We start from the raw sequence: 21,295 nt of genomic DNA, 5'->3' as shown, positions 1-21,295 counted from the left end.
CGCCCGAACGGCGCACCGTCGAAGGGGGTCCAGCGCCTACTCTGGTGGAATGCAGCGGCGGATCTTTGGCATCGAGACCGAGTTCGGGGTCACGTGCACCTTCCACGGACAGCGCAGGCTCTCGCCCGACGAGGTGGCGCGCTACCTGTTCCGGCGGGTCGTGTCGTGGGGACGCTCCTCCAACGTGTTCCTCTCGAACGGCTCCCGGCTCTACCTCGACGTCGGCTCGCACCCCGAGTACGCGACGGCCGAGTGCGACGACCTGGTCCAGCTGGTCACGCACGACAAGGCCGGGGAGCGGATCCTCGAGGACCTGCTGGTCGACGCCGAACGGCGGCTCGCCGACGAGGGCATCGGCGGCGACATCTTCCTGTTCAAGAACAACACCGACTCCGCGGGCAACTCCTACGGCTGTCACGAGAACTATCTGGTGACCCGGGCGGGGGAGTTCTCCCGGATCGCGGACGTGCTCCTGCCGTTCCTGGTGACCCGGCAGCTCATCTGCGGCGCCGGCAAGGTGCTGCAGACCCCGCGCGGCGCGGTCTACTGCCTCTCCCAGCGTGCGGAACACATCTGGGAGGGCGTCTCCAGCGCGACCACCCGGTCGCGGCCCATCATCAACACCCGCGACGAGCCGCACGCCGACGCCGAGCGCTACCGGCGCCTGCACGTCATCGTGGGCGACTCGAACATGGCCGAGCCGACGACCATGCTCAAGGTCGGCTCGGCGAACCTGGTCCTCGAGATGATCGAGGCCGGTGTCCAGTTCCGGGACTTCACGCTGGACAACCCGATCCGGGCGATCCGCGAGATCAGCCACGACCTCACCGGCCGCCGCCAGGTGCGCCTGGCCGGCGGGCGCGAGGCCTCGGCGCTGGACATCCAGCGCGAGTACCACGCCCGCGCGGTCCAGCACATCAAGGACAACGGCACGACCGCGGCGAACGAGCGCGTCGTCGAGCTGTGGGGCCGGGCGCTGGACGCGGTCGAGCAGCAGGACTTCGGCAAGATCGACACCGAGATCGACTGGGCGATCAAGCACCGGCTGGTCGAGCGCTACCGGCACAAGCACGACCTGGACCTGTCCAGCCCGCGCATCGCGCAGCTCGACCTCGCCTACCACGACATCCGCCGTGGCCGGGGCATCTTCGACCTGCTCCAGCGCAAGGGCCTGGTCCGCCGGGTCACCGACGACGGCGAGATCGAAGCCGCCAAGGACACCCCGCCCCAGACCACCCGGGCCAAGCTGCGCGGCGACTTCATCGCCGCCGCCCAGGCCGCCGGCCGCGACTTCACGGTCGACTGGGTGCACCTGAAGCTCAACGACCAGGCCCAGCGCACAGTCCTGTGCAAGGACCCGTTCCGCTCGGTCGACGAGCGGGTGGAACGCCTGATCAGCTCGCTCTAGCCCGGACCACCGCAGGGGACGTCCGCACCGGGCGTCCCCTGCGGCGTTCCCGACGAAAGTCGCGCGGCGGGTGCGGCAGGATCGCGGCATGCGTGTCGTGCTGCTGGTGCTCGCCCTGCTGGTTTCGCTCGCCGTCCCGGCGTCGGCGGGGGAGCGCCCGCCGAAGTGGGAGCTCAAGCCGACCGGCGTCACCGCCCAGTTCCGCGGCCTGTCCGCGGTCAGCGCCCGGGTGGCGTGGGTCAGCGGCACGCAGGGCACGGTCCTGCGCACCACCGACGGCGGGGCGAGCTGGAAGTCCGTGGGGCCGCCGGGGACCGAGGCGCTCCAGTTCCGCGACATCGAGGCCTTCGACGCCGACCACGCCGTGACCCTGTCGATCGGCCCGGGCACCGACTCTCGCGTCTACCGGACCGACGACGGCGGCGCGCACTGGTACCAGACGTTCCAGAACACCGACGCGGCGGCGTTCTACGACTGCCTCGCCTTCTTCGACCCGTGGCGTGGCCTGGCGATGAGCGACCCCGTCGACGGCCGGTTCCGGGTGCAGGCCACCTTCGACGGCGGCCGCAGCTGGCGCCCGGTGCCCGACAGCGGCTTCCCGCCCGTCCTGCCCGGCGAGGCCGGGTTCGCGGCCAGCGGCCAGTGCATCACCACGGCGGGGCCGTTCGACGCCTGGCTCGCGACCGGGGGCGGCGCGACCGCCCGCGTCCTGCACTCCGGCGACGGCGGCCGCCACTGGAGCGCTTCGGACACGCCGTTGCCGAGCAGCCCGTCGGCGGGCGTGTTCGCGCTGGCCTTCCGCTCGCCGTCCCACGGCGTCGCGATCGGCGGCGACTTCGCGAACCCGACCGCGCCCGGCCCGGCCGTGGCGCTCACCCGGGACCGCGGCCGCACCTGGACGACCCCGGGCCAGTACCCGGCCGGGTACCGCTCGGGCCTGGCCTGGCGCGGCGGCACGGTGCTCGCGGTCGGCCCGGGCGGCAGCGACTACAGCCCGGACGGCGGACGGCACTGGAGCTCGTTCGACACGGGCAGCTTCGACAGCGTGGACTGCGCCGGGGCCGCCTGCTGGGCCGGCGGCGCCCAGGGCCGCGTCGCCCGCCTGGGCTTCTAGAGGACCTGGCCGGTCGGGCGGACCACGATCTCGTTGACGTCGACCGACGGTGGCTGCCCGAGGGCGTAGAGGACCGCGCGGGCGACGTCGTCCGGGGCCAGCTTCGGCTTCTTGCGCTGCTCGTCGCTGAGGATGTCGGTGTCGACGATGCCCGGGTTGATCAGCGTGACCCGCACGCCGGTGCCGACGGCCTCCTCGCGGATCGCGCCGGCCATGCCGGTCACGGCCCACTTCGTCGCGGAGTAGAGGCTGGCGTTGCGGATGTACCGGCCGGCGACCGAGCCGGTGATCAGCAGGTGGCCTCCGGACTCGCGCAGCGCGGGCAGGGCGGCGCGGGCGGTGTAGGCGGCGCCGAGGACGTTCGTGCGGACCATGGGCTCCCACGCCCGCGGGTCCGGATCGCCGTCACCGAAGAAGGACGTCCCGACGCCGATCCCGGCGTTGGCGAAGACGGCGTCGAGCCGCCCGAACCGGGCGACGGTCTCGGCGACCGCGCCGGAGACGGCAGGCCAGTCGCCGACGTCGGCGCCGAGGGCGAGGGCCCGATCCCCGCCCAGCTCGGCGGCGAGCGGGGCGAGCGATCCGGCCTCGCGGGCGACCAGGGCGAGCTTGAACCCGGAGGCGGCGGCCAGCCGGGCCGTCGCGGCGCCGAGACCGCGGGAGGCGCCGGTGACGAGGAGAACGCGATCATCCATGGGCTCCAGGCTAGGGAGTCAGCACGAGCCGGCCACGCAGCCCGCCCGCGGCCAGCCGTTCGTGCGCGGCCGCCGCCTCGGTCAGCGGCAGGACGCCGGCGACGCGCAGCGGGAGCGTGCCGTTCCCGGCGAGGCGGGCCAGCTCGGCCAGGCGTTGCCCGTCCGCGCGGATCCAGACGCTGCGGACGCGGGTCCCGCGCAGCGGGATCGGGGCGGCGCCCGCGGCGAAGGCCACGAACTCGCCGCCGCCGCGGACCGCGTCGAGGGCGTCCAAGCCGAGGAGCGCGGTGTCGAGGGCCGCGTCGACCCCGCCCGGGACCAGCGCGCGCACCCGGTCGCCCAGCGACGGACCTCGCGGCACGAACTCGTCCGCGCCGAACGCCCGGACCGGCGCTTCGTCGGCCTCGGAGGCCACGGCGACGACCCGCAGCTTCCGGGCGTGGGCGAGGGCGACGGCGTACCCGCCGACCGCCCCGGCCGCTCCGGTGACCAGGACGGTCCCGGTGGTCTGCACCAGGTCGAGGGCCTGGGCGGCGGTCAGCGCGTTCAGGGGCAGGGTCGCGGCTTCGGCGGGGGAGACGCCGGCGGGTGCGGGCGCCACGGCGGAGGCGTCCAGGACGAGGTGGTCGGCGTAGGCGCCGAGCGGCGTGGCGATCCGGTCGCGCAGGCCGACCACGGCGTCGCCCACCCGGAAGCCGGTGTCGCCGGCGTCGTCGATCTCGCCGGCGACGTCCCAGCCCAGGCCGAGTACCTCCCGCGGCGGGATCACCCCTGCCGCGCTCAGCGCGCCACCGGCGGTCGCCAGGTCCACCGGGTTCACCGCGGCCGCCGCCACCCGGATCCGCACCTGGCCCGGCCCCGGGTCCGGCACCGGCACCGAAACCACCTCGAGCTCCCCGAACCGCCGGACGACCACCGCACGCATCTCGCGTCTCCTTCACCGATCGGAACCTTCCCCGCGAACGTATGGGGAGCTACTCTCCATCGGGAAGTACGCACCTGCGGGTGCCTACCCGACGAGGAGGTTCGCCCGGTGGCCACGCGCACGGCGGAACAGCGGCGGCAGGCCGAAAAAGCCGCCTACGACGCCTACCTGGCGGCGTGCCCGACCCGGAAGCTGCTCGACGAGATCGCCGGCAAGTGGGTCAGCCTGATCCTCGTCGCTCTCGGTGACGGGCCACAGCGCTACAGCGACCTTTCGCGGCGCATCGCCGGGGTCAGCCAGAAGATGCTCACCCAGACCCTGCGGGTGCTCGAACGGGACGGTCTCCTCACCCGCGAGGTGACCCCGGCGGTGCCCGTCCGCGTCGACTATTCCCTTACACCACTGGGGGAATCGCTGCGGGCGCTGATGGCCGGGTTCAAGGAGTGGGCCGAGGCCAACTTCGAAGCCGTCGACGCCGCCCGCGCCGATTACGACGCGCGCACCCCGGACCTCACGATCGGGCCGGGCGGCGCGGGCTAGGCTCTACCGGGTGTCCACCGCACGCGCCGAACGACTGGTCAACCTGGTGCTGGCCCTGTTGTCCACCCGGCAGTACCTCACGGCCGAGAAGATCCGCGGCATCGTGCCCGGCTACGGCGACGCGGCCAGCGACGAGGCCTACTTCCGGATGTTCGAGCGGGACAAGACCGAGCTGCGCGAGCTCGGCATCCCCCTGGAGACCGGCCGCAACTCCGCGTTCGACGCCATCGAGGGCTACCGGATCGCCCGCCGCGACTACGAACTCGGCGAGATCGACCTCGCCCCCGACGAAGCCGCCGCCGTCGCGCTGGCGTCCCGGCTGTGGGACTCCCCGGAGCTGACCGGGCAGGCGCAGGGCGCGCTCGTGAAGCTGCGCGCCGCCGGCCTCGAGGTCGACGACCAGGCACCCACCGTGGTCGAGCCGCGCGTGCGCGCCGAACCGGCGTTCGGGCCGCTGCTGGCCGCGGTGCAGAACGGCCAGGCCGTGCGCTTCGAGTACCGCCGCAGCGGCTCCCCGGAACGGATCATGCGCACCCTCGAACCGTGGGGCGTGGTGTCCTGGCGGGCCCGCTGGTACGTCGTCGGGCACGACCGCGACCGCGGGGCCACCCGCTGCTTCCGGCTCTCCCGCGTCACCGGGCAGGTCCGTCCGGTCGGCAAGCCCGGCGAGGTCCGGCGGCCCGAGGGCGTCAACCTGCTCAAGCTCGTCACGGCCACCGGCGACAGCGAACCGGCCCCGGTCACCACCGCCAGGGTCTGGGTCGCCGACGGCCGCGCGGTCGGGGTCCGCCGCCGCGGCACCGTGGTCGGCCGCGCCACCGTCGACGGCGAAGAGGGCGACCTCGTGGAGATCGCCCTGCTGTATCCGGAATCGGCCGCCGACTGGATCAGCGCGCAGGGCCCGGACGTCCTCGTGCTCGAACCCGACGTGCTGGCCAAGAGCGTGCAGGACCGGCTGGAGGCCGTCGTCGCCCGGCAGGTGAGCGCGCTGTGAGCGGGTCGACCGACCGGATGCCGCGGCTGCTCGCGCTCGTGCCGTACCTGCTGGCGCGCCCGGGCGTCCGCATCGACGACGCGGCGCAGGACTTCGACGTCAGCCCGCGGCAGCTGCGCAAGGACCTCGAGCTGCTCTGGATGTGCGGGCTGCCCGGCTACGGCCCCGGCGACCTGATCGACCTGTCCTTCGAGGGCGACACGATCGTCGTCACCCACGACGCCGGGATGAGCCGCCCGCTGCGGCTGACCGGCGGTGAGGCCACCGCGCTGCTGGTGGCGCTGCGGGCGCTGGCCGAGACGCCGGGGGTGGTCGACGGCGACGCCGTCCGCCGCTCCATCGCCAAGATCGAGGCCGCCGCCGGGCAGGCCCAGCCGGCCGGCGTGGTCGTCGGCGGGGGAGTGCGGGAGGGCAAGAAGACCGCCCGCACCCGCGAGGAGGTCGCCCGGGCGCTGCAGGACGGCCGAGCGCTGCGGATCCGCTACTACACCGCCTCGAAGGACCAGATCACCGAGCGCACGGTCGACCCGATGCGGCTGCTGATCGTCCAGGCGGTCGGCTACCTCGAGGCCTGGTGCCGCCGCGCCGAGGGCGTTCGGCTGTTCCGGCTCGACCGGATCGACGAGCTGACCGTCCTCGACGAGCCGTCGCGGCCGCCCGCGCACGCCCACCCCACCGACATCTCCGACGGTGTCTTCCGCGAGCGTCCCGACCAGCGGGAGGCCGTCCTGGTCCTCGACCCGGACGCACGCTGGGTAGCCGAGTACTACCCGTGCGAGGAGCTCGACGAGCTCGACGGCGGCCGGCTGCGGATCCGGATGCGCTACGCCGACCAGTCGTGGATGGTGCGCCTGGTGCTGGGCCTGGGCGGGGAAGCGCTGGTGGAGAGCCCGGCCGACCTCGCGTCCGACGTCGGTCGCCGGGCCGCCGACGCGGTGGCCCGAGCCCGTCACCTTCCGTCAACCTGCGACCACTAGGCTGACGGCGTGCCGTACCTGCCCACCGCTGTGCTCATCGCGCTCGGCCTCGCCGTCCTCGTGGTCCTGCTGGTGCGGACCGTCAAGGTCTTGCGTGCCTTCCGGCAAACCACAAGCATGGTGGTGACGAACACCCAGGACCGGGCCGGTCTCCTCCGCGCCCGGTCGGCGGGACTGCGCGTCGCGTTCGCGCAGCGCCGCCGCAAAGCGGAAAACCAGTAACATCCCTACCAGACGCAGATAGGAGGCCACCATGCTGAACGGATTGCAGCCGTGGCATTTGATCATCTTGGTGCTCGTCGTCGTGCTGCTGTTCGGGGCCAAGAGGCTTCCCGACGCGGCCCGGTCCATCGGCAAGTCCATGAAGATCTTCAAGGCCGAGACCAAGGACCTCACCGGCGACAAGGCCGCGGCGCACGAAGACGCCGAGCCCGCCGAGACGAAGCAGATCTCGGCCACGCCCGCCACGCCCGCTTCGACCGACCAGCAGGTCGCCGACCTGCAGCGTCAGCTCGACGAGCTGAAGAAGCAGCAGGCGGCCGAGCAGCCGCAGAAGAACGTCAGCTGAGCGGCTCCGGCCCCACCCGGTCCCCCGTCCACGGAGCGCGCCGAACCCGGCGCGCTCCGGCGGACTCCGACGAGAACGGAACAACCCGTGGCGGAATCCGCCTCCGGAAACGGTGACAGCCGCCGGTCGAAGCGGCGCAAGCGCAGCCGTCGGGCCAATCCCGACGGCACGATGACGCTCATCGAGCACATCTACGAGTTCCGCCGCCGTCTCGGCTTCGCGCTGCTCGCGGTGGTGATCGGCGGGATTCTCGGGTTCATCTGGTTCGGCACCAAGATCGGGCCGATCCCGTCGCTCGGCGACCTCGTCAAGGACCCGTACTGCGCCATCCCGCCGGAGCGGCGGCTCGACAGCGCGGCAGGGTGCCGGCTGCTGCAGACCGTGCCGTTCGAAGCGTTCATGACGCAGCTGAAGGTCGGCATCGCGGCCGGGGCCGTGCTCCTGTCGCCGGCCTGGCTCTACCAGCTCTGGGCGTTCATCGCGCCCGGCCTTTACAGCAAGGAACGCAAGTACGCGCTGACGTTCGTCGCGTTCGCGTCGGTGCTGTTCGCCACGGGCGCCGTGCTCGCCTACATCCTCTTCCCGCACGCCCTGCAGCTGCTCATGGGCTTCGGGCAGGATGCGTTCGTCACCGCGCTGACCGCGGACAAGTACATCTCGTTCCTGCTGTCGCTGCTGATCATCTTCGGCATCAGCTTCGAGCTCCCGCTGCTGGTGGTGATGCTCAACCGCGTCGGCGTGGTGAAGTACGTGCAGCTGAAGAAGTGGCGCCGCGGCATCGTGTTCGCGCTGTTCGTCTTCGCGGCGTTCGCCACCCCGGGCTCGGACCCGTTCTCGATGCTCGGCCTGGCCGGCGCGCTCACCGTGCTGTTCGAGATCGCCGTGCAGATGGCGCGCTTCCACGACCGCAAGCTGGACAAGGCCCGCAGCGACGAGGGCTGGGACTCCCTCGCCGACGACGAAGCCGCGCCGTTCGACTACACGCCGAGCACGATCGACGACGAGCCGTCCACCCCGACCGCCTCCGGTGGCCGCTCGAGCACCGACGACGTCACCTAGTGGGGCTCCACGCCGCGCTCGCCGTGCACCCGGCGTCGGGGCACGGCGCGGCCGCCCGGATCGCCGACACCGTCGCCGAACGGCTGCGCACCGCCGTGGACCGCCTCGACGTTCTGGTCGCCAACTCCGTCGAGGAGTCCCGCGCGCTGATGCAGTCCTCCCACGCCGCGGGGCTGGACGCCCTCATCGTGCTCGGCGGCGACGGCGCCGCCCACCAGGGTGTCCAGTTCTGCGCGAACAACGACGTGGCGCTCGGTCTCGTCCCGGCGGGCACCGGCAACGACTTCGCCCGCGCCCTCGGCATCCCCGGCGAGCCCCTCCCGGCGGTCGAGGCGCTGGTCGCGGCCCTGGGCTCGGGCGCCCGCCGCCGCATCGACCTCGGCCGCGCGGGCGACACCTGGTTCGCCACGGTGCTGTGCGCGGGGTTCGACGCGAGCGTCAACGAACGCGCCAACCGGATGCGCTGGCCGTCCGGCCCGCGCCGCTACGACGTGGCGATCCTGGCCGAGCTGGCGTCGTTCCGGTCCCGCCCGGTGGTCGTCGACACCGGCACCGGCCGCCTCGAACTCGACGCGACGCTCGTGGCGATCGGCAACACGCGGTTCTACGGCGGCGGCGTCCCGATCTGCCCGACGGCCGACCCCGAGGACGGCGTCTTCGACGTCACGATCATCGGCCACGCCACCCGCCGCGGCCTGATCCGCATGCTCCCGGGCCTGCGCACGGGCAACCACGTGACCCACCCGGCGGTCCGCACGCTGCGCGCCCGTTCGGTGACCCTGGCCGGCAACACCTGGCCCGCCTACGCCGACGGGGAACCGCAGGGCACGGTCCCGGTCACCGCCACCTGCGTGCCGGGTGCCCTGACGGTGCTGGCCTAACGGTCGTACCCGCCCGCCCGCGCCACCAGGTGCCGGAAGTGCGCCGGGGTCAGCAGGCGGCCCGAGTCGGCGAAGTACACGCCGCCGCAGCGGTGGCAGAACCAACCCTGCTCCCACACCTGCTGGGCCGCCGGCACGCCACGCCGCTGCCGCCGGTGCGCCCGCACGCGGCGGACGTACAACCAGACCAGCACCCCCGCCGCGACGTACACCGCGAACGCCGGCAGCGAGAGCACCGCAAAGCCCAGCACCTTCGCGGCCGCACCGCCCGGGGGCGGGTCATCGGACGCCGAGAACGGCAGCACGAGGAAACAGCTGCCCACCAGGGCCAGCAGGATCGTCGCCGCCAGGAGGCCACCGCCGCGGCGCGGGGGAGGGAAGGGGTCCAGCACCCGGGCCACCGCCGTCACCGTCACGCCACTGACCTGGCTGTTCGTCACGATCACCCCGTCACCGGCCGGCACCGCCACCGCCGGCCCCTGGCCCCGGTAGAACGCATGGCCGCCGTGATAGGCCGCGGGCACGTGCTGCACCCGGTCCAGGAGGCCGCAGCTCGGGCACGGTTCGGTCATGCCCGCTCCGACGCCGCCCGATGACCCCCGGTTCCCGCCCACCCAAGTGTATAACGACCTATACCGCGGGTCGAAGTACGCAACGTGCGGACTGTCGGTGGGGTGTGAAACCCTGACGACGTGGCCAGTAGCCCTTCTCCGTCCCCGGCCGAGGCCTATGCGGCCTCCGCACGCCGCGGGAAGCACCCCCAGCTGACGCGCTTCGCCGCGGAGGTGTCCTTCGAGTTCGACGAGTTCCAGATCCGCGGGTGCCAGGCGCTCGAGGACGGCCACGGCGTGCTGGTCTGCGCGCCCACCGGCGCGGGCAAGACCGTGGTCGGCGAGTTCGCCGTGCACCTGGCCCTCGCCGAGGGCCGCAAGTGCTTCTACACGACGCCCATCAAGGCACTGTCGAACCAGAAGTACGCCGATCTCGTCGCCCGCTACGGCACCGACGCCGTCGGCCTGCTGACCGGGGACACCTCGATCAACGGCAACGCGCAGGTGGTCGTGATGACCACCGAGGTGCTGCGCAACATGCTCTACGCCGGCTCGTCGACGATCACCGACCTCGGGTACGTCGTGATGGACGAGGTCCACTACCTCGCCGACCGGTTCCGGGGCGCGGTGTGGGAAGAGGTGATCCTGCACCTGCCCGAGCACGTGCGCGTGGTCGGGCTGTCGGCGACGGTCAGCAACGCCGAGGAGTTCGGCGAGTGGCTGGTGGAGGTCCGGGGCGACACGACGGTCGTCGTGGACGAGCACCGGCCGGTGCCGCTGTGGCAGCACATGCTGGTGGGCAACCGGCTGCTGGACCTGTTCGCCGGGGACGACGTGCACGCGCCGGGCGCCGAGCTGCGGATCAACCCGACCCTGCTGCGGCGGACCGAGGAGATCGGCCGCCAGTACGCGCCGGCCGGGTTCCGCGGGCCGCGGGGGCGCCGGGGTGCGCCGCCGCGGATGCCGCGGTTCCGGCCGCCGTCGCGGGTCGACGTGGTCGAGCAGCTCGACCGGGCCGGGTTGCTGCCGGCGATCGTGTTCATCTTCTCCCGCGCGGGGTGTGACGCCGCGGTGGCGCAGTGCGTCCGGTCGGGGTTGCGGCTGAACGGGCCGGGCGAGGTCGAGGAGATCCGGCGGGTCATCGAGGAGCGCACGGCGGACCTGCCCGAGGGCGATCTGGGCGTGCTGGGGTACTGGGAGTGGCGGGAGGCCCTCGAGCGCGGGATCGCCGGGCACCACGCGGGGCTGCTGCCGGCGTTCAAGGAGACCGTGGAGGAGTTGTTCGTCCGCGGGCTGGTGAAGGTCGTGTTCGCCACGGAGACCCTGGCGCTGGGCATCAACATGCCGGCCCGCACGGTCGTGCTCGAGCGGCTGGTGAAGTACAACGGCGAGGCGCACGTCGACCTGACGCCGGGGGAGTACACGCAGCTCACCGGCCGGGCCGGGCGGCGCGGCATCGACGTGGAGGGGCACGCCGTCGTCGCGTGGCAGCCGGGGGTGGATCCGAAGCAGGTGGCCGGGCTGGCCTCGACGCGGACCTACCCGCTGCGGTCGTCGTTCCGGCCGGGCTACAACATGGCGGTCAACCTGGTTTCGCAGGTCGGCGCGGCCGAGGCGCGGGAGCTGCTGGAGCAGTCGTTCGCGCAGTTCCAGGCCGACCGGTCGGTGGTGGGGACCGCGCGCCGGATCGAGCGGAACAAGGAGGCGCTCAAGGGCTACACGGCCGCGGTGACCGGCGATTTCGACGAAATGCTGGAGTACGTCGAGCTGCGGGCGAAGATTTCGGCGCGGGAGAAGGCGTTGTCGCGGCAGAACACCGCGGCGCGGCGGGCCGGGACGGCCGATTCGCTGGAGAAGCTGCGCAAGGGTGACGTCATCGCGGTGCCCGCCGGGCGGCGGGCGGGGCTGGCCGTGGTGGTCGATCCGGGCCTGGACCCGATCCGGGAGCCGCGGCCGGTGGTGGTGACCGAGGACCGGTGGTCGGGGCCGTTGTCGGTGGCGGACTTCCCGGCGCCGGTGGAGGCGCTGGGGCGGATCCGGCTGCCCAAGCACGTGGAGCTGCGGTCGCCGCGGACGCGCCGGGACATCGCCTCGATGCTGCGGAGCTCGGGGATTTCGTTGCCGGGGCGGCAGAAGCGGGGTTCGGGGGCGAACGAGGACGGGGAGCTGGCGGCGTTGCGGCGGGCGTTGCGGGCGCACCCGTGTCACGGGCTGGCCGAGCGCGAGGCGAACCTGCGCTGGGTGGAGCGGTACCAGCGGCTGGCGGCCGAGACCCAGCAGCTGGAGCGGAAGGTCGCGGCGACGACGCACTCGCTGGCGCGGGCGTTCGACCGGATCCTGGCGCTGCTGGGGGAGCGCGGCTATCTGGGGCCGGAGTCGGCCGGGGACGGCGAGGACCGGGTCACCGAGCACGGCCGGCGGTTGACGCGGCTCTACAGCGAGTCCGACCTGCTGGCCGCGGAGTGCATCCGGCACGGCGTGTGGCGGAAGCTCAACGCCGCCGAGCTGGCCGCGGTCGTGTCGACGCTGGTGTTCGAGGCGCGCCGGGACACCGCGGGGGAGCCGCGGCTGCCGGGCGGGGCGGTCCCGGAGGCGTGGCAGGAGACGGCGCGGCTGTGGGTGGAGCTGACCGAGGACGAGCGGCGGCACCGGCTGGACCGGACCCGGGAGCCCGACGCCGGGTTCGCGTGGCCGGTTTATCGCTGGGCGCGCGGTGAATCCCTGGAGAAGGTCCTCACGGCGGCCGAGGCCAACGGCCAGGAGCTGTCGGCCGGTGACTTCGTGCGCTGGTCGCGGCAGGTGATCGACCTGCTCGACCAGGTCCGGGACGTGCTGGGCAAGGCGGATCCGGTGGGGGCCACGGCGGCCGAGGCGGTGAAGGCACTCCGTCGCGGAGTCGTGGCCGCGGGGGCGGCGTGAACTCGGTGTTAGCCCAGCTCGGCGGCCGGGTGACCGGTGAGCGTGGACACGTGTGCTCGGCTGGAACCTGTGGTTGGATCGCCTGCGACACCGTGTGTGCGCGGCTTGCCGGTGTTTCGGGGTGGACAGCGAGATGAGCGAAGCAGGCGGAGGCAGACGATGAGCACGCCGTATGGCGGCAACGACCCACAGCAGCCCCAGTACGGGCAGCAGCCGGGCGGCGCGTACCCGCCGAGCGGCCCGCAGGAGCAGCCGCACTGGGGGCAGCCGCAGCAGCCTCCTTACGACCCGAGCCAGCAGCAGCAGTGGGGCCAGCCGCAGCAGCCCCAGCAACCGCAGCAGTGGGGGCAGCAGCCGGGCGGGTACACCCCGCCGCAGCAGCCGCAGTGGGGCCAGCAGCCGCCGCCCTACGGCCAGCAGCCCGGGGGCGGGTACCCGCAGAGCGGGCCGCAGGCGCAGCCGCAGTACGGGCAGCAGCCCGGTGGGGGGTATCCGCAGAGCGGGCCGCAGGCGCAGCCGCAGTACGGGCAGCAGCCGGGTGGCCAGTACGACTACGGCCAGCAGTTCCCCGGCACGGCCGCGCCGGAGGAGGAGAAGCCGGCGAAGTCGAAGAAGGGCCTGCTGATCGGCGTGGTCCTGGCGATCGTGGCCGTCGCCGCGTTCCTCGTGCTGGGGTTCGTCGCGCCCGGGTTCCTGAAGACGCAGGTCTTCAACAACACCCAGATGCAGACCGACGTGCAGAAGCTGCTGACCGAGACCTACAAGATCGACGGCGTCACCGGTGTCACCTGCCCCGCCGAGCAGAAGGTCGAGGACGGGGCGAAGTTCGAGTGCACCGCCACGATCGCCGGGAAGCCGCAGCAGGTGCCGATCACGGTGAAGGGCACCGGCGGCAACTACGAGGTTTCCCCGCCCGTGACCAAGTAGTTCGCGCGAGGCCCGGCCGCCGGCGTATTCCGGTGGCCGGGCCTCGGCGTTTCCGGAGATGATCCGGGCATGAGCGACTTCGAGATCCGGACGCTGGACGACGGCGAACACCGGGCGGCGAGCGAGCTGTTCCGGGAGACCCTGCACGCCGCGCCGTCCGATGACGCCGAATGGGAGTACGCGGCGCGGTACTACCAGCCCGGAGGCACGCTCGGGGCGTTCGACCCGGAGCTGATCGGGACGGCCCGGTCGTTCGACGCCGAGCTCACGGTGCCCGGCGGGGCCCGGCTGCCGATAGCGGGCGTGACTTCGGTGGGGGTCCGGGCCGATCGCACCCGGCGGGGTGTCCTGCGCGCGCTGATGACGACGCAGCTGGCGGACTTCGCGGCGCGCGGGGTGGTGTTCGCGAACCTGCTGGCGTCGGAGGCCGGGATCTACGGCAGGTTCGGGTACGGGCTGGCGACGCGCTACCGCACCTACAGCCTCGACCCGCACCGGGCGCGGCTGCGGCCGGACGCGCCGGCGGGTGGTGAGCTGGAGCTGCTGGACCTCCGCCGGGCACTGGAGGTCTGCCCCGGCGTGTACGAGCGGCTCGAGCACCGTCCGGGGATGATGACCCGGCCCGAGGTGCTGTGGCGGCTCTACGAGATGCAGCTGCGGCGGCACACCACGCCGGCGAAGGCGGTCGTGCACCACGGCCCCGACGGGCCGGACGGCTTCGCGATCTACCACGTCGACGGCGCGATGGCCCCGCCGTGGACCAAGACCCTGGAGGTGGCGGACCTGTTCGCCGGTTCCGCGGCCGCGTACGCCGGGTTGTGGCGGTTCCTGCTCGGCGTGGACCTGGTGGACCGGATCGTCGCCGGGGCGCGGCCGCTCGACGACCCGATCGAGCTGCTGCTGGCCGACCACCGCCGGGGCAACGTCGACCGGATCGGGGACGAGCACTGGTTGCGGCTCGTCGACGTCCCCGCCGCACTGGCCGGTCGCACCTACGGCGTCGCCGAGCCGGTGGTCGTCGAGGTGACCGATCCGCTGCTGCCCGCCAACAGCGGCACCTACCGCGTCACCCCGGACGGCGCCGAGCGCACGGACGGGCCGGCCGGGCTCGGCCTGGACGTCACCACGCTGGCCATGGTGTACCTCGGGACCTGGCGGCCGTCGGCGCTGGCGGCGGCCGGCCGGCTCGAGGTCCGTGACCCGGCCGCGCCCGAGGCGGCGGACCTGCTCTTCGGCACCCGGTCGGCGGCCTGGAGCGGCAGCCACTTCTGAGCGGGCGCGAAAACCGGGTGCCGGGCCGGGTGTCCCGCGGCAGGATCGGGAGGATGAGCACCTTCGACGTCCGCCCGATCGGCGAAGACGAGCGGCGCAGCACGTTCGACCTGCTGCGCCGCGCGTTGCACACCGCGCCCGTCACCGACGACGTGTGGACGCGGGTGGGGGAGTCCTGGCCCGCCGCGCGGAAGTTCGGCGCGTTCGAGGGCGGGATCCCGATCGGGATCGCGAGCTCCTACGACACCGAGATCGCCGTCCCGGGCGGGCGGACGCTGCCGGTCGCCGCGGTGGAGGGCGTCGGGGTCCGCGCCGACCGGACCCGCCGCGGGGTGCTCGGCGCGATGATGGCCGCGCAGCTGGCGGACCTCGCCGCGCGGGGGCTGCCGCTGGCGGTGCTGCACGCCAGCGAACCCACCATCTACGGCCGGTTCGGGTACGGCTCGGCGGCGCTCGGCAAGACGCTGCGGGTGGCGCGGCCGTCGGCGCGCCTGCACGAGCGCGTCGCGGCCGGGGGCGACGTCCGGCTGCTCACGCCCGAGGAGGCGGTGAAGGAGATTCCGGGGCTGTACCGGCGGATCGGGCTGCACCGGCCGGGCATGATCAGGCGGCCGGAGCGCTGGTGGCCGATCTCGCACGACCGGCACGTCGGCCCGGACGGCGGACGGCTCGTCGTCGTCCACAGTGGACCGGACGGGGACGACGGGTTCGCCGTGTACGCCACGGTCACCCGCCGCTCGTTCGATGCACCCGACCACGGTGCCGCGCTGGAGGTCCTCGACCTGCACGGGGCGAGCCCGGCCGCCGGTGCCGCGCTGTGGCGGTACCTGCTGTCGGTGGACCTGGTCTCGGAGGTGTACGCCCGGCACCGGCCGGTCGACGAGCCGCTCGCCCTGATGCTGACCGATCACCGGCACGCGGCCACGGCCGCCGTCGAGGACGACCTGTGGCTGCGCCCGGTCGACGTCGCGGCCGCGCTCGCCGCCCGCACCTACCGCGCGGCCGCCCCGGTGGTGCTCGCGGTGACCGACCGGCTGCTGCCGGCCAACGCCGGGCACTACGAGATCGGCCCGGACGGCGTGCGGCGCACCGACGCGGCCGCGGACCTGGCTCTCGACGTCGACACGCTCGGCATGCTCTACCTCGGGCACTGGGCCGCGACGACGCTGGCGGCCGCGGGCCGCGTCGAAGTCCGCGACGCGGCGGCGCTCGGGCGGGCCGACGAGCTGTTCACCACCACGGCCGCACCGTGGTGCGGCACCCACTTCTAGGCCGCGCTCACGCGCCGGGCAAGGCCTTGAGCAGCCGTTCGACCGAGTTGCCGAGGTTCCACCGCTCGGCCAGCTCGGCAACCCGGTCCGGGTCGGCCGGCTTCGCGGGGACGGTGTCGGGGCGTGACTGCTCGACCGGCGCGTCGACCGCCACGCGCACGACGGTGGGGGCGACGGCGAGGTAGTCGGCCGCGTCCTTCAACCGCAGCCGCGTCTTGAGCGGGAGCGCAGAGTCACCGGTTTCGCCCGCCTTCACGAGGGCTTCGAGCGAGCCGAACTGCGTGATCAGCTTGGCGGCGGTCTTCTCGCCGATGCCGGCGACCCCGGGCAGGCCGTCGGAGGGGTCGCCGCGCAGGGCGGCCATGTCCGCGTACGCCGGTCCGGCGGTGTCGCGCGGCAGGCTGTAGCGCTCGGCGATCTCGGCGGGCCCCAGCACCTCGGCCTTGGCCCAGCCCTTGCCGACGTAGATGACCGAGGTGGGCGTGGGTTCGGTGCGCACGAGCTGGAAGAGGTCCCGGTCGCCGGTGATGACCTCGACCGGGTCGGCCTGCTCGCGGGTGGCCAGCGCGCCGATGACGTCGTCGGCCTCGTAGCCGGCGGCTTCGGCGGTGGCGAACCCGAACGCTTCGAGCAGGTCGAGGATGATCGGCACCTGCGGGGTGAGCGTGTCGGGCACCTCTTCGACGTCCGGGCCGCTGCCGGTCTCCTCGGCCACCCGGTGGGCCTTGTAGCTGGGCAGCAGGTCGGTGCGGAACTTCGGCCGCCAGTCGGCGTCCAGGCAGCAGACGAGCCGCGCGGGCCGCCGGTCGGTGAGGATCCGCGCGATCGTGTCGGCGAACCCCCGCACGGCGTTGACCTGCGTCCCGTCGGCGGCGCGCATCGAGTCGGGCAGGGCGAAGAAGGAGCGGAAGTACAGGCTCGCGGAGTCGAGCAGGGCAAGGGATCCGGTCACCCGCACAGCCTGCCACGTCCGGGGGGCGGAGGAGGGACAAGCCACGCGGCGCTCTCGCCCGGGGAATGCGGGCCGGGCTCGCGGCTGACCGGGGTTCGGCTTCCCGGGCCCGGAATTGTCGGTGGTGACCGGTAGCGTGGAAAACGGGGGGCGCCCCCGCGGGCGCAGGGCGGCGCGCGGCGGGGGAGCGGTGAGCCGCGGGTCACCCGGCCCGGCATGTCGTGGCCCCGGGCGCGTTCGGATCGCCCGGCGCCCCACTAGGCTCGCCCTCATGTCGCGCCGCTCCCTTCACACGCCCGCTCCCGATGCCGCCGCCCTCCGGGCGCGGCTGGACCGCGCCCGCGCTGCCGCGGCCGCCGCGGGCACCGATGCCCTGCTGATCGCGCCCGGCTCCGACCTGCGGTACCTGCTCGGGCAGGCCGGGGGCTCGTTCGAGCGGCTGACCACCCTCGTCGTCCCCGCCGACGGCACGCCCGCGCTCGTCGTGCCGAAGCTGGAGGCGCCCGGGTACGCCGACGTCCCGACCGACGACCTCGGGGTCGAGCTGCTCACCTGGGTCGACGGTGACGACCCGTACGCGCTCGTCGCCGACCGGCTCGGCAAGCCCGGCCGGGTCGCCGTCAGCGACTTCACCCCTGCCCTACACGTCCTCGCGCTGCGGGCCGCCCTCGGCAGCGCCGAGCAGACGCTGGCCGGTCCCGTGGTCCGGGAGCTGCGGATGCGCAAGGACGCCGCCGAGATCGCGTCGCTGCGCGAGGCCGGCGCGGCGATCGACCGGGTGCACGCCCGCGTCCACGAGTGGCTGCGGCCGGGTCGCACCGAGGCCGAGGTCGGTGCCGACATCGCCGCCGCCATCGTCGAGGAGGGGCACGTCCAGGCCGACTTCGTGATCGTCGGCTCCGGCCCGAACGGCGCCAGCCCGCACCACGACGTCTCCGGCCGCGTCATCGAGAAGGGTGACGTCGTGGTCGTCGACATCGGCGGCCCGCTGCCGGCCGGCTACAACTCCGACTCCACCCGCACGTACGCCGTCGGCGAGCCGCGGGACGCCGACGTGGCCGAGACCTACGCGGTGCTGCAGCGGGCCCAGGCCGCCGCGGTGGCCGCCGTGAAGCCGGGCATCACCGCCGAGGCCGTCGACGCCGCCGCGCGGGACGTCATCGCCGAGGCGGGCTTCGGCGAGTACTTCATCCACCGCACCGGGCACGGCATCGGCCTGGACGTGCACGAGGAGCCGTACATCATCGCCGGCAACGCGCTGCCGCTGGAGCCGGGCATGGCCTTCAGCGTCGAGCCGGGCATCTACCAGCCGGGCCGGTGGGGCGCCCGGATCGAGGACATCGTGATCGTCACCGAAGACGGCGTCGAGGCCGTCAACAACCAGCCGCACGAGCTCGTCGTGCTGGACGCATGACGCCCGGCGGCCTGGAGCCGCTGGACCAGTCGATCGTCCAGGAGCTCGCCGCGGACGGCCGGCGCAGCTTCACCGACCTCGCCGAGCGCGTCGGGCTGTCGGTGTCGGCGGTGCACCAGCGGGTGCGCCGCCTCGAGCAGCGCGGGGTCATCCTCGGCTACACCGCCCGGCTCGACGGCGAGCAGATCGGCCTGCCGCTGACGGCGCTGATCTCGCTGACGCCGAACGACCCGGCGGCTCCGGACGACTACCCGCAGCGGATCCAGCACATCAAGGAGATCGAGTCGTGCTACTCGGTGGCCGGCGACGAGTCCTACATCCTGCTGGTGCGCGTCCAGTCGCCGCTGGCGCTGGAGGACCTGCTGCGGCGGATCCGGGAAGCGGCGAAGGTGTCGACGCGCACGACGGTGGTGCTCTCTACGCCGTTCGAGGGACGTTCACCCACGTTCTGACGCCGGCGCCCCGCTCGGCGGCCGGGGCGCTGGTACGGTAAAAGGTATGGCAACACGTAAGGTCACTCTTTCGCTGGACAGCGGCGCGCTGGAATTCGCCGAACGAGCCGCGAAAGCCCACGGAATCTCGGTCTCGTCCTGGCTGTCGAAGGCGGCCAGGCGCGAGGCGGTGCGCACGGGATACACCCCGCAGAAGCCGGAACCGGCCGTCGCGGAATCGGACGAGGCCGAGCGCAGCGCGGCGGAAAAGGATCTGCGTGCGCAGGGGTGAAGTCTGGACGTACCACCCCCCGACCGATCCGGCCCGGCAGCGCACGGTGGTGCTGCTGTCCTCGGACGGGGTGAACGAGTCCGAGCGGCCCTGGCTGCTCGGCACCGAACTGCTCGACCGCGACCCGATGGACATCCTCGGCGTGGCGGTCGACGCCCGCTACTGGGTGTCCACGCTCAACCTCACCCGGCTCTACCGCCCGTGGTTCGACGAGCGCCTCGCCGAGATCGACCAGGACGTCCAAGAGCGCATCGACATCGCCCTGCGGGCCGCCCTCGACCTCTGACCTCCGCGACCCCGGCGGGTCAGCGGGCCACGACCTCCGGGACCGCGTGGAGCTTGCCGTCCGCGCCGGCCAGGCAGGAGGCGTTGCCGTCCTTGGCCGCGATGAACTCCGTCAGGCAGCCGGCGATCGCCGCGTGGCCCGTGGCGTTGGGGTGGAACGATTCCTGGAGCGCGTGCCCGGCGCGTTCGACCTGGCCGAGGTCGGCCAGCTGGAGCGTCAGCCGGGTGAACCACTCCGTCGCCGGGTTGGCGCCGCCGCTGCAGGCCTCGTGCTTGACGCCCGCCTTGGCCAGGTCCAGGAAGCGGGCCCCGGTCTGCCGGGCGGCCGCCTTCAGGCCGGAGGACAGCACGCCGATGCCGGTCTGGGCGATCCAGCGCAGGTCTTCGGCGCGGAACGGGCACCCGTTGAGGCTGCGCAGGTTCTCCGGCAGGTCCGGGCCGATCGGCGCCGCGTAGGACTGCAGGATCAGCTGGTAGTCCGCGGGGACGTAGCCGGCCTGCGCGAGCACCGCCTTCACGTCCGAGACGGCCTTCGCGACCTTCGGCACCATCGCGTCCACTTTGGACTGCCAGGTCTGCTTCAGCGCGGTGCTGCACGGCGGGCCGCCGGGATCGAACCACGCCTTGAAGCAGTCGTTGACCTGGTTGGAGAACTTCGGCTCGTCGTTCGCGCCCACCGCGATCACCACCGCGGCCACCCGGTGGTCCTTCACCAGCGCGGCCAGCTGCTGCGCCTGCGAGCCTTCGGTCCACTGCTTGACGTCGCCGAGGGCGACCTGTTCGGCGGGTGCGCCGGAACAGCCGAGGTTGACGTGCGCGGTGACGCCCGGGATGGCGATCTTCTCGACGAAGGCGTTGGGGGAGCGGTGGCACCAGTTGCCGCCCTGGCCGTTGGTGGTGGCCGTGTACTGGCCGGCGCCTTCGCCGGAAACGGTGCTGTCGCCCATCGCGACGACGGTGAGCGGGCCGGTGCCCGGCGGGCCCTGCCGCGGCTGCGGCTGCCCGGGCTTGCTTTCGGACCCGAAGAAGACGAAGAACCCGGCCAGCAGGGCCACACACGCGAGGACGAGGGCTCCCCAGTACCACCGAAGGCGTCGCATCGCCGCCGATTCTACGGACCGGCCGATCGGCGGACACGGTGCGTCACCGCAGCCAGGTGCGCACCAGCCGGACGAGCGACTGCGCCAGCGTCGCCGAGCCGATCTCCCGGTCCCGCCGCCAGTGCCGGACCTGCTCGGCCGCGAGCGCCGCGAGCAGGACGTCCGCGGCGATCTCGGCGTCCTCCGCGCCGCCGGCTTCCAGGAGGTGGCGGCAGTGCTGCCGCCACAGGGTGTGTGCGCCGGTGCGGAACCGGGCGCCGGTCGTGGCGGTTTCCGACAGCAGGACGAGGTCGAGCTGCCGGTCCAGCAGTTCCAGGTAGGCCTCGACGAACGCGCCGAGGCGGGCGGCCGGCTCGGCGCCGGGCCCCAGTGGCGGCGGGCCGGTGAGGATCCGCTCCTGCAGTTCGCGTTCGCGCTGGTCGAGCAGGGCCATGGCGAGACCGCCCTTGTCGCCGAAGCGGCGGTAGAGCGTGCCCTTGCCGACGCCGGCGGCGCCCGCGACGTCGTCCATGGTGACCGCGTCGACACCGCGTTCGGCGAAGAGCTTCTCGGCGGCTTCCAGCACGCGGATCCGGTTGCGGGCGGCGTCGGCCCGCTCGCGGACGGGCGCGCCGAGGACCGGCAGTTCGGCGGGCGTTGACGAAGCGGACTGCGGTCCGCTACGGTTCAAGGACATAAGCGGACTCTAGTCCGATTCTCCGCCCGGCGAAAGCCGGCCCC

23 protein-coding genes are annotated in these 21,295 nt (G+C 73.4%); 17 read left to right on the top strand and 6 right to left on the bottom strand.

Going from position 1 to position 21,295, the window contains the following annotated elements; all coding sequences use genetic code 11:
* Window positions 1-49: 49 nt before the first annotated feature.
* A complete protein-coding gene (pafA, locus tag ACWEGE_RS02365; RefSeq protein ID WP_043784126.1) occupies window positions 50-1,408 on the top strand; it encodes a Pup--protein ligase in 1,359 nt (452 codons plus the stop codon).
* A gap of 88 nt (window positions 1,409-1,496) precedes the next feature.
* Complete coding sequence (locus ACWEGE_RS02360) at window positions 1,497-2,522, top strand: WD40/YVTN/BNR-like repeat-containing protein (RefSeq protein WP_449658653.1); 1,026 nt, start codon at window positions 1,497-1,499, stop codon at window positions 2,520-2,522.
* Here ACWEGE_RS02360 and ACWEGE_RS02355 read toward each other — a convergent pair.
* Complete coding sequence (locus ACWEGE_RS02355) at window positions 2,519-3,217, bottom strand: SDR family oxidoreductase (protein WP_449658652.1); 699 nt, start codon at window positions 3,215-3,217, stop codon at window positions 2,519-2,521. The two genes, ACWEGE_RS02360 and ACWEGE_RS02355, sit on opposite strands and share 4 nt — an antisense overlap.
* 10 nt (window positions 3,218-3,227) lie before the next feature.
* Window positions 3,228-4,142 (bottom strand): NADP-dependent oxidoreductase, encoded by a 915-nt coding sequence (locus tag ACWEGE_RS02350; protein WP_449658651.1) that lies wholly within the window; start codon window positions 4,140-4,142, stop codon window positions 3,228-3,230.
* 108 nt (window positions 4,143-4,250) lie between these two features.
* Between ACWEGE_RS02350 and ACWEGE_RS02345 the strand changes: the two genes are divergently transcribed.
* The 7 genes from ACWEGE_RS02345 to ACWEGE_RS02315 all read left to right on the top strand — a co-directional run bounded on the left by ACWEGE_RS02345 (window position 4,251) and on the right by ACWEGE_RS02315 (window position 9,161).
* Entirely contained in the window at window positions 4,251-4,682 is a 432-nt protein-coding gene (locus ACWEGE_RS02345; protein ID WP_449658650.1) for a winged helix-turn-helix transcriptional regulator, read from the top strand.
* A gap of 10 nt (window positions 4,683-4,692) precedes the next feature.
* Window positions 4,693-5,676, top strand: coding sequence for a helix-turn-helix transcriptional regulator (locus ACWEGE_RS02340; RefSeq protein ID WP_449658649.1), 984 nt, complete (start codon window positions 4,693-4,695; stop codon window positions 5,674-5,676).
* The gene (locus tag ACWEGE_RS02335; RefSeq protein ID WP_449658648.1) at window positions 5,673-6,653 is read left to right on the top strand and encodes a helix-turn-helix transcriptional regulator; all 981 of its coding nucleotides are present in this window, start codon (window positions 5,673-5,675) and stop codon (window positions 6,651-6,653) included. Before ACWEGE_RS02340 ends, ACWEGE_RS02335 begins: the two co-directional genes overlap by 4 nt.
* Window positions 6,654-6,662: 9 nt before the next feature.
* Entirely contained in the window at window positions 6,663-6,875 is a 213-nt protein-coding gene (locus ACWEGE_RS02330) for a bacteriophage holin (protein ID WP_449658647.1), read from the top strand.
* Between the two features lie 31 nt (window positions 6,876-6,906).
* Window positions 6,907-7,221 (top strand): Sec-independent protein translocase subunit TatA, encoded by a 315-nt coding sequence (gene tatA / locus ACWEGE_RS02325; RefSeq protein ID WP_449658646.1) that lies wholly within the window; start codon window positions 6,907-6,909, stop codon window positions 7,219-7,221.
* An 87-nt stretch (window positions 7,222-7,308) separates the two neighbouring features.
* Window positions 7,309-8,280, top strand: coding sequence for a twin-arginine translocase subunit TatC (gene tatC / locus ACWEGE_RS02320; protein WP_449658645.1), 972 nt, complete (start codon window positions 7,309-7,311; stop codon window positions 8,278-8,280).
* Entirely contained in the window at window positions 8,280-9,161 is an 882-nt protein-coding gene (locus ACWEGE_RS02315; protein WP_449658644.1) for a diacylglycerol/lipid kinase family protein, read from the top strand. Before tatC ends, ACWEGE_RS02315 begins: the two co-directional genes overlap by 1 nt.
* Here the strand turns inward: ACWEGE_RS02315 and ACWEGE_RS02310 are convergent.
* Entirely contained in the window at window positions 9,158-9,733 is a 576-nt protein-coding gene (locus tag ACWEGE_RS02310; protein WP_449658643.1) for a hypothetical protein, read from the bottom strand. The genes ACWEGE_RS02315 and ACWEGE_RS02310 overlap by 4 nt on opposite strands.
* A 120-nt stretch (window positions 9,734-9,853) precedes the next feature.
* Here ACWEGE_RS02310 and ACWEGE_RS02305 point away from each other — a divergent pair, with 120 nt between their 5' ends.
* The 4 genes from ACWEGE_RS02305 to ACWEGE_RS02290 all read left to right on the top strand — a co-directional run bounded on the left by ACWEGE_RS02305 (window position 9,854) and on the right by ACWEGE_RS02290 (window position 16,101).
* Window positions 9,854-12,631, top strand: coding sequence for a DEAD/DEAH box helicase (locus tag ACWEGE_RS02305; protein ID WP_449658642.1), 2,778 nt, complete (start codon window positions 9,854-9,856; stop codon window positions 12,629-12,631).
* Window positions 12,632-12,790: 159 nt separating this feature from the next.
* Complete coding sequence (locus tag ACWEGE_RS02300; RefSeq protein ID WP_449658641.1) at window positions 12,791-13,558, top strand: DUF4333 domain-containing protein; 768 nt, start codon at window positions 12,791-12,793, stop codon at window positions 13,556-13,558.
* 69 nt (window positions 13,559-13,627) lie between these two features.
* Entirely contained in the window at window positions 13,628-14,830 is a 1,203-nt protein-coding gene (locus tag ACWEGE_RS02295) for a GNAT family N-acetyltransferase (protein WP_449658640.1), read from the top strand.
* Window positions 14,831-14,883: 53 nt separating this feature from the next.
* A complete protein-coding gene (locus tag ACWEGE_RS02290; RefSeq protein WP_449658639.1) occupies window positions 14,884-16,101 on the top strand; it encodes a GNAT family N-acetyltransferase in 1,218 nt (405 codons plus the stop codon).
* Between the two features lie 7 nt (window positions 16,102-16,108).
* On the opposite strand, the gene ACWEGE_RS02285 is transcribed toward ACWEGE_RS02290, so the two are convergent.
* The gene (locus tag ACWEGE_RS02285) at window positions 16,109-17,053 is read right to left on the bottom strand and encodes a 5'-3' exonuclease (protein ID WP_449658638.1); all 945 of its coding nucleotides are present in this window, start codon (window positions 17,051-17,053) and stop codon (window positions 16,109-16,111) included.
* Window positions 17,054-17,324: 271 nt separating this feature from the next.
* Here ACWEGE_RS02285 and ACWEGE_RS02280 point away from each other — a divergent pair, with 271 nt between their 5' ends.
* Genes ACWEGE_RS02280 through ACWEGE_RS02265 form a run of 4 tightly spaced genes read left to right on the top strand, consistent with a single transcriptional unit; the run spans window position 17,325 to window position 19,476 of the window.
* Window positions 17,325-18,467, top strand: coding sequence for a M24 family metallopeptidase (locus tag ACWEGE_RS02280; RefSeq protein ID WP_449658637.1), 1,143 nt, complete (start codon window positions 17,325-17,327; stop codon window positions 18,465-18,467).
* Complete coding sequence (locus ACWEGE_RS02275; protein WP_003092399.1) at window positions 18,464-18,919, top strand: Lrp/AsnC family transcriptional regulator; 456 nt, start codon at window positions 18,464-18,466, stop codon at window positions 18,917-18,919. The genes ACWEGE_RS02280 and ACWEGE_RS02275 overlap by 4 nt, the downstream gene beginning before the upstream one ends.
* A gap of 46 nt (window positions 18,920-18,965) precedes the next feature.
* A complete protein-coding gene (locus tag ACWEGE_RS02270; RefSeq protein ID WP_206788328.1) occupies window positions 18,966-19,190 on the top strand; it encodes a hypothetical protein in 225 nt (74 codons plus the stop codon).
* The gene (locus tag ACWEGE_RS02265) at window positions 19,177-19,476 is read left to right on the top strand and encodes a hypothetical protein (protein WP_449658636.1); all 300 of its coding nucleotides are present in this window, start codon (window positions 19,177-19,179) and stop codon (window positions 19,474-19,476) included. The genes ACWEGE_RS02270 and ACWEGE_RS02265 overlap by 14 nt, the downstream gene beginning before the upstream one ends.
* A 19-nt stretch (window positions 19,477-19,495) precedes the next feature.
* Here ACWEGE_RS02265 and ACWEGE_RS02260 read toward each other — a convergent pair whose 3' ends face one another.
* Complete coding sequence (locus ACWEGE_RS02260; protein WP_449658635.1) at window positions 19,496-20,575, bottom strand: GDSL-type esterase/lipase family protein; 1,080 nt, start codon at window positions 20,573-20,575, stop codon at window positions 19,496-19,498.
* A 43-nt stretch (window positions 20,576-20,618) separates the two neighbouring features.
* The gene (locus tag ACWEGE_RS02255) at window positions 20,619-21,251 is read right to left on the bottom strand and encodes a TetR/AcrR family transcriptional regulator (RefSeq protein WP_449658634.1); all 633 of its coding nucleotides are present in this window, start codon (window positions 21,249-21,251) and stop codon (window positions 20,619-20,621) included.
* Between the last annotated feature and the right edge of the window lie 44 nt (window positions 21,252-21,295).

Source organism: Amycolatopsis sp. NPDC004747, from assembly GCF_053601335.1.
This window is presented reverse-complemented; position numbering and strand designations above follow the sequence as displayed.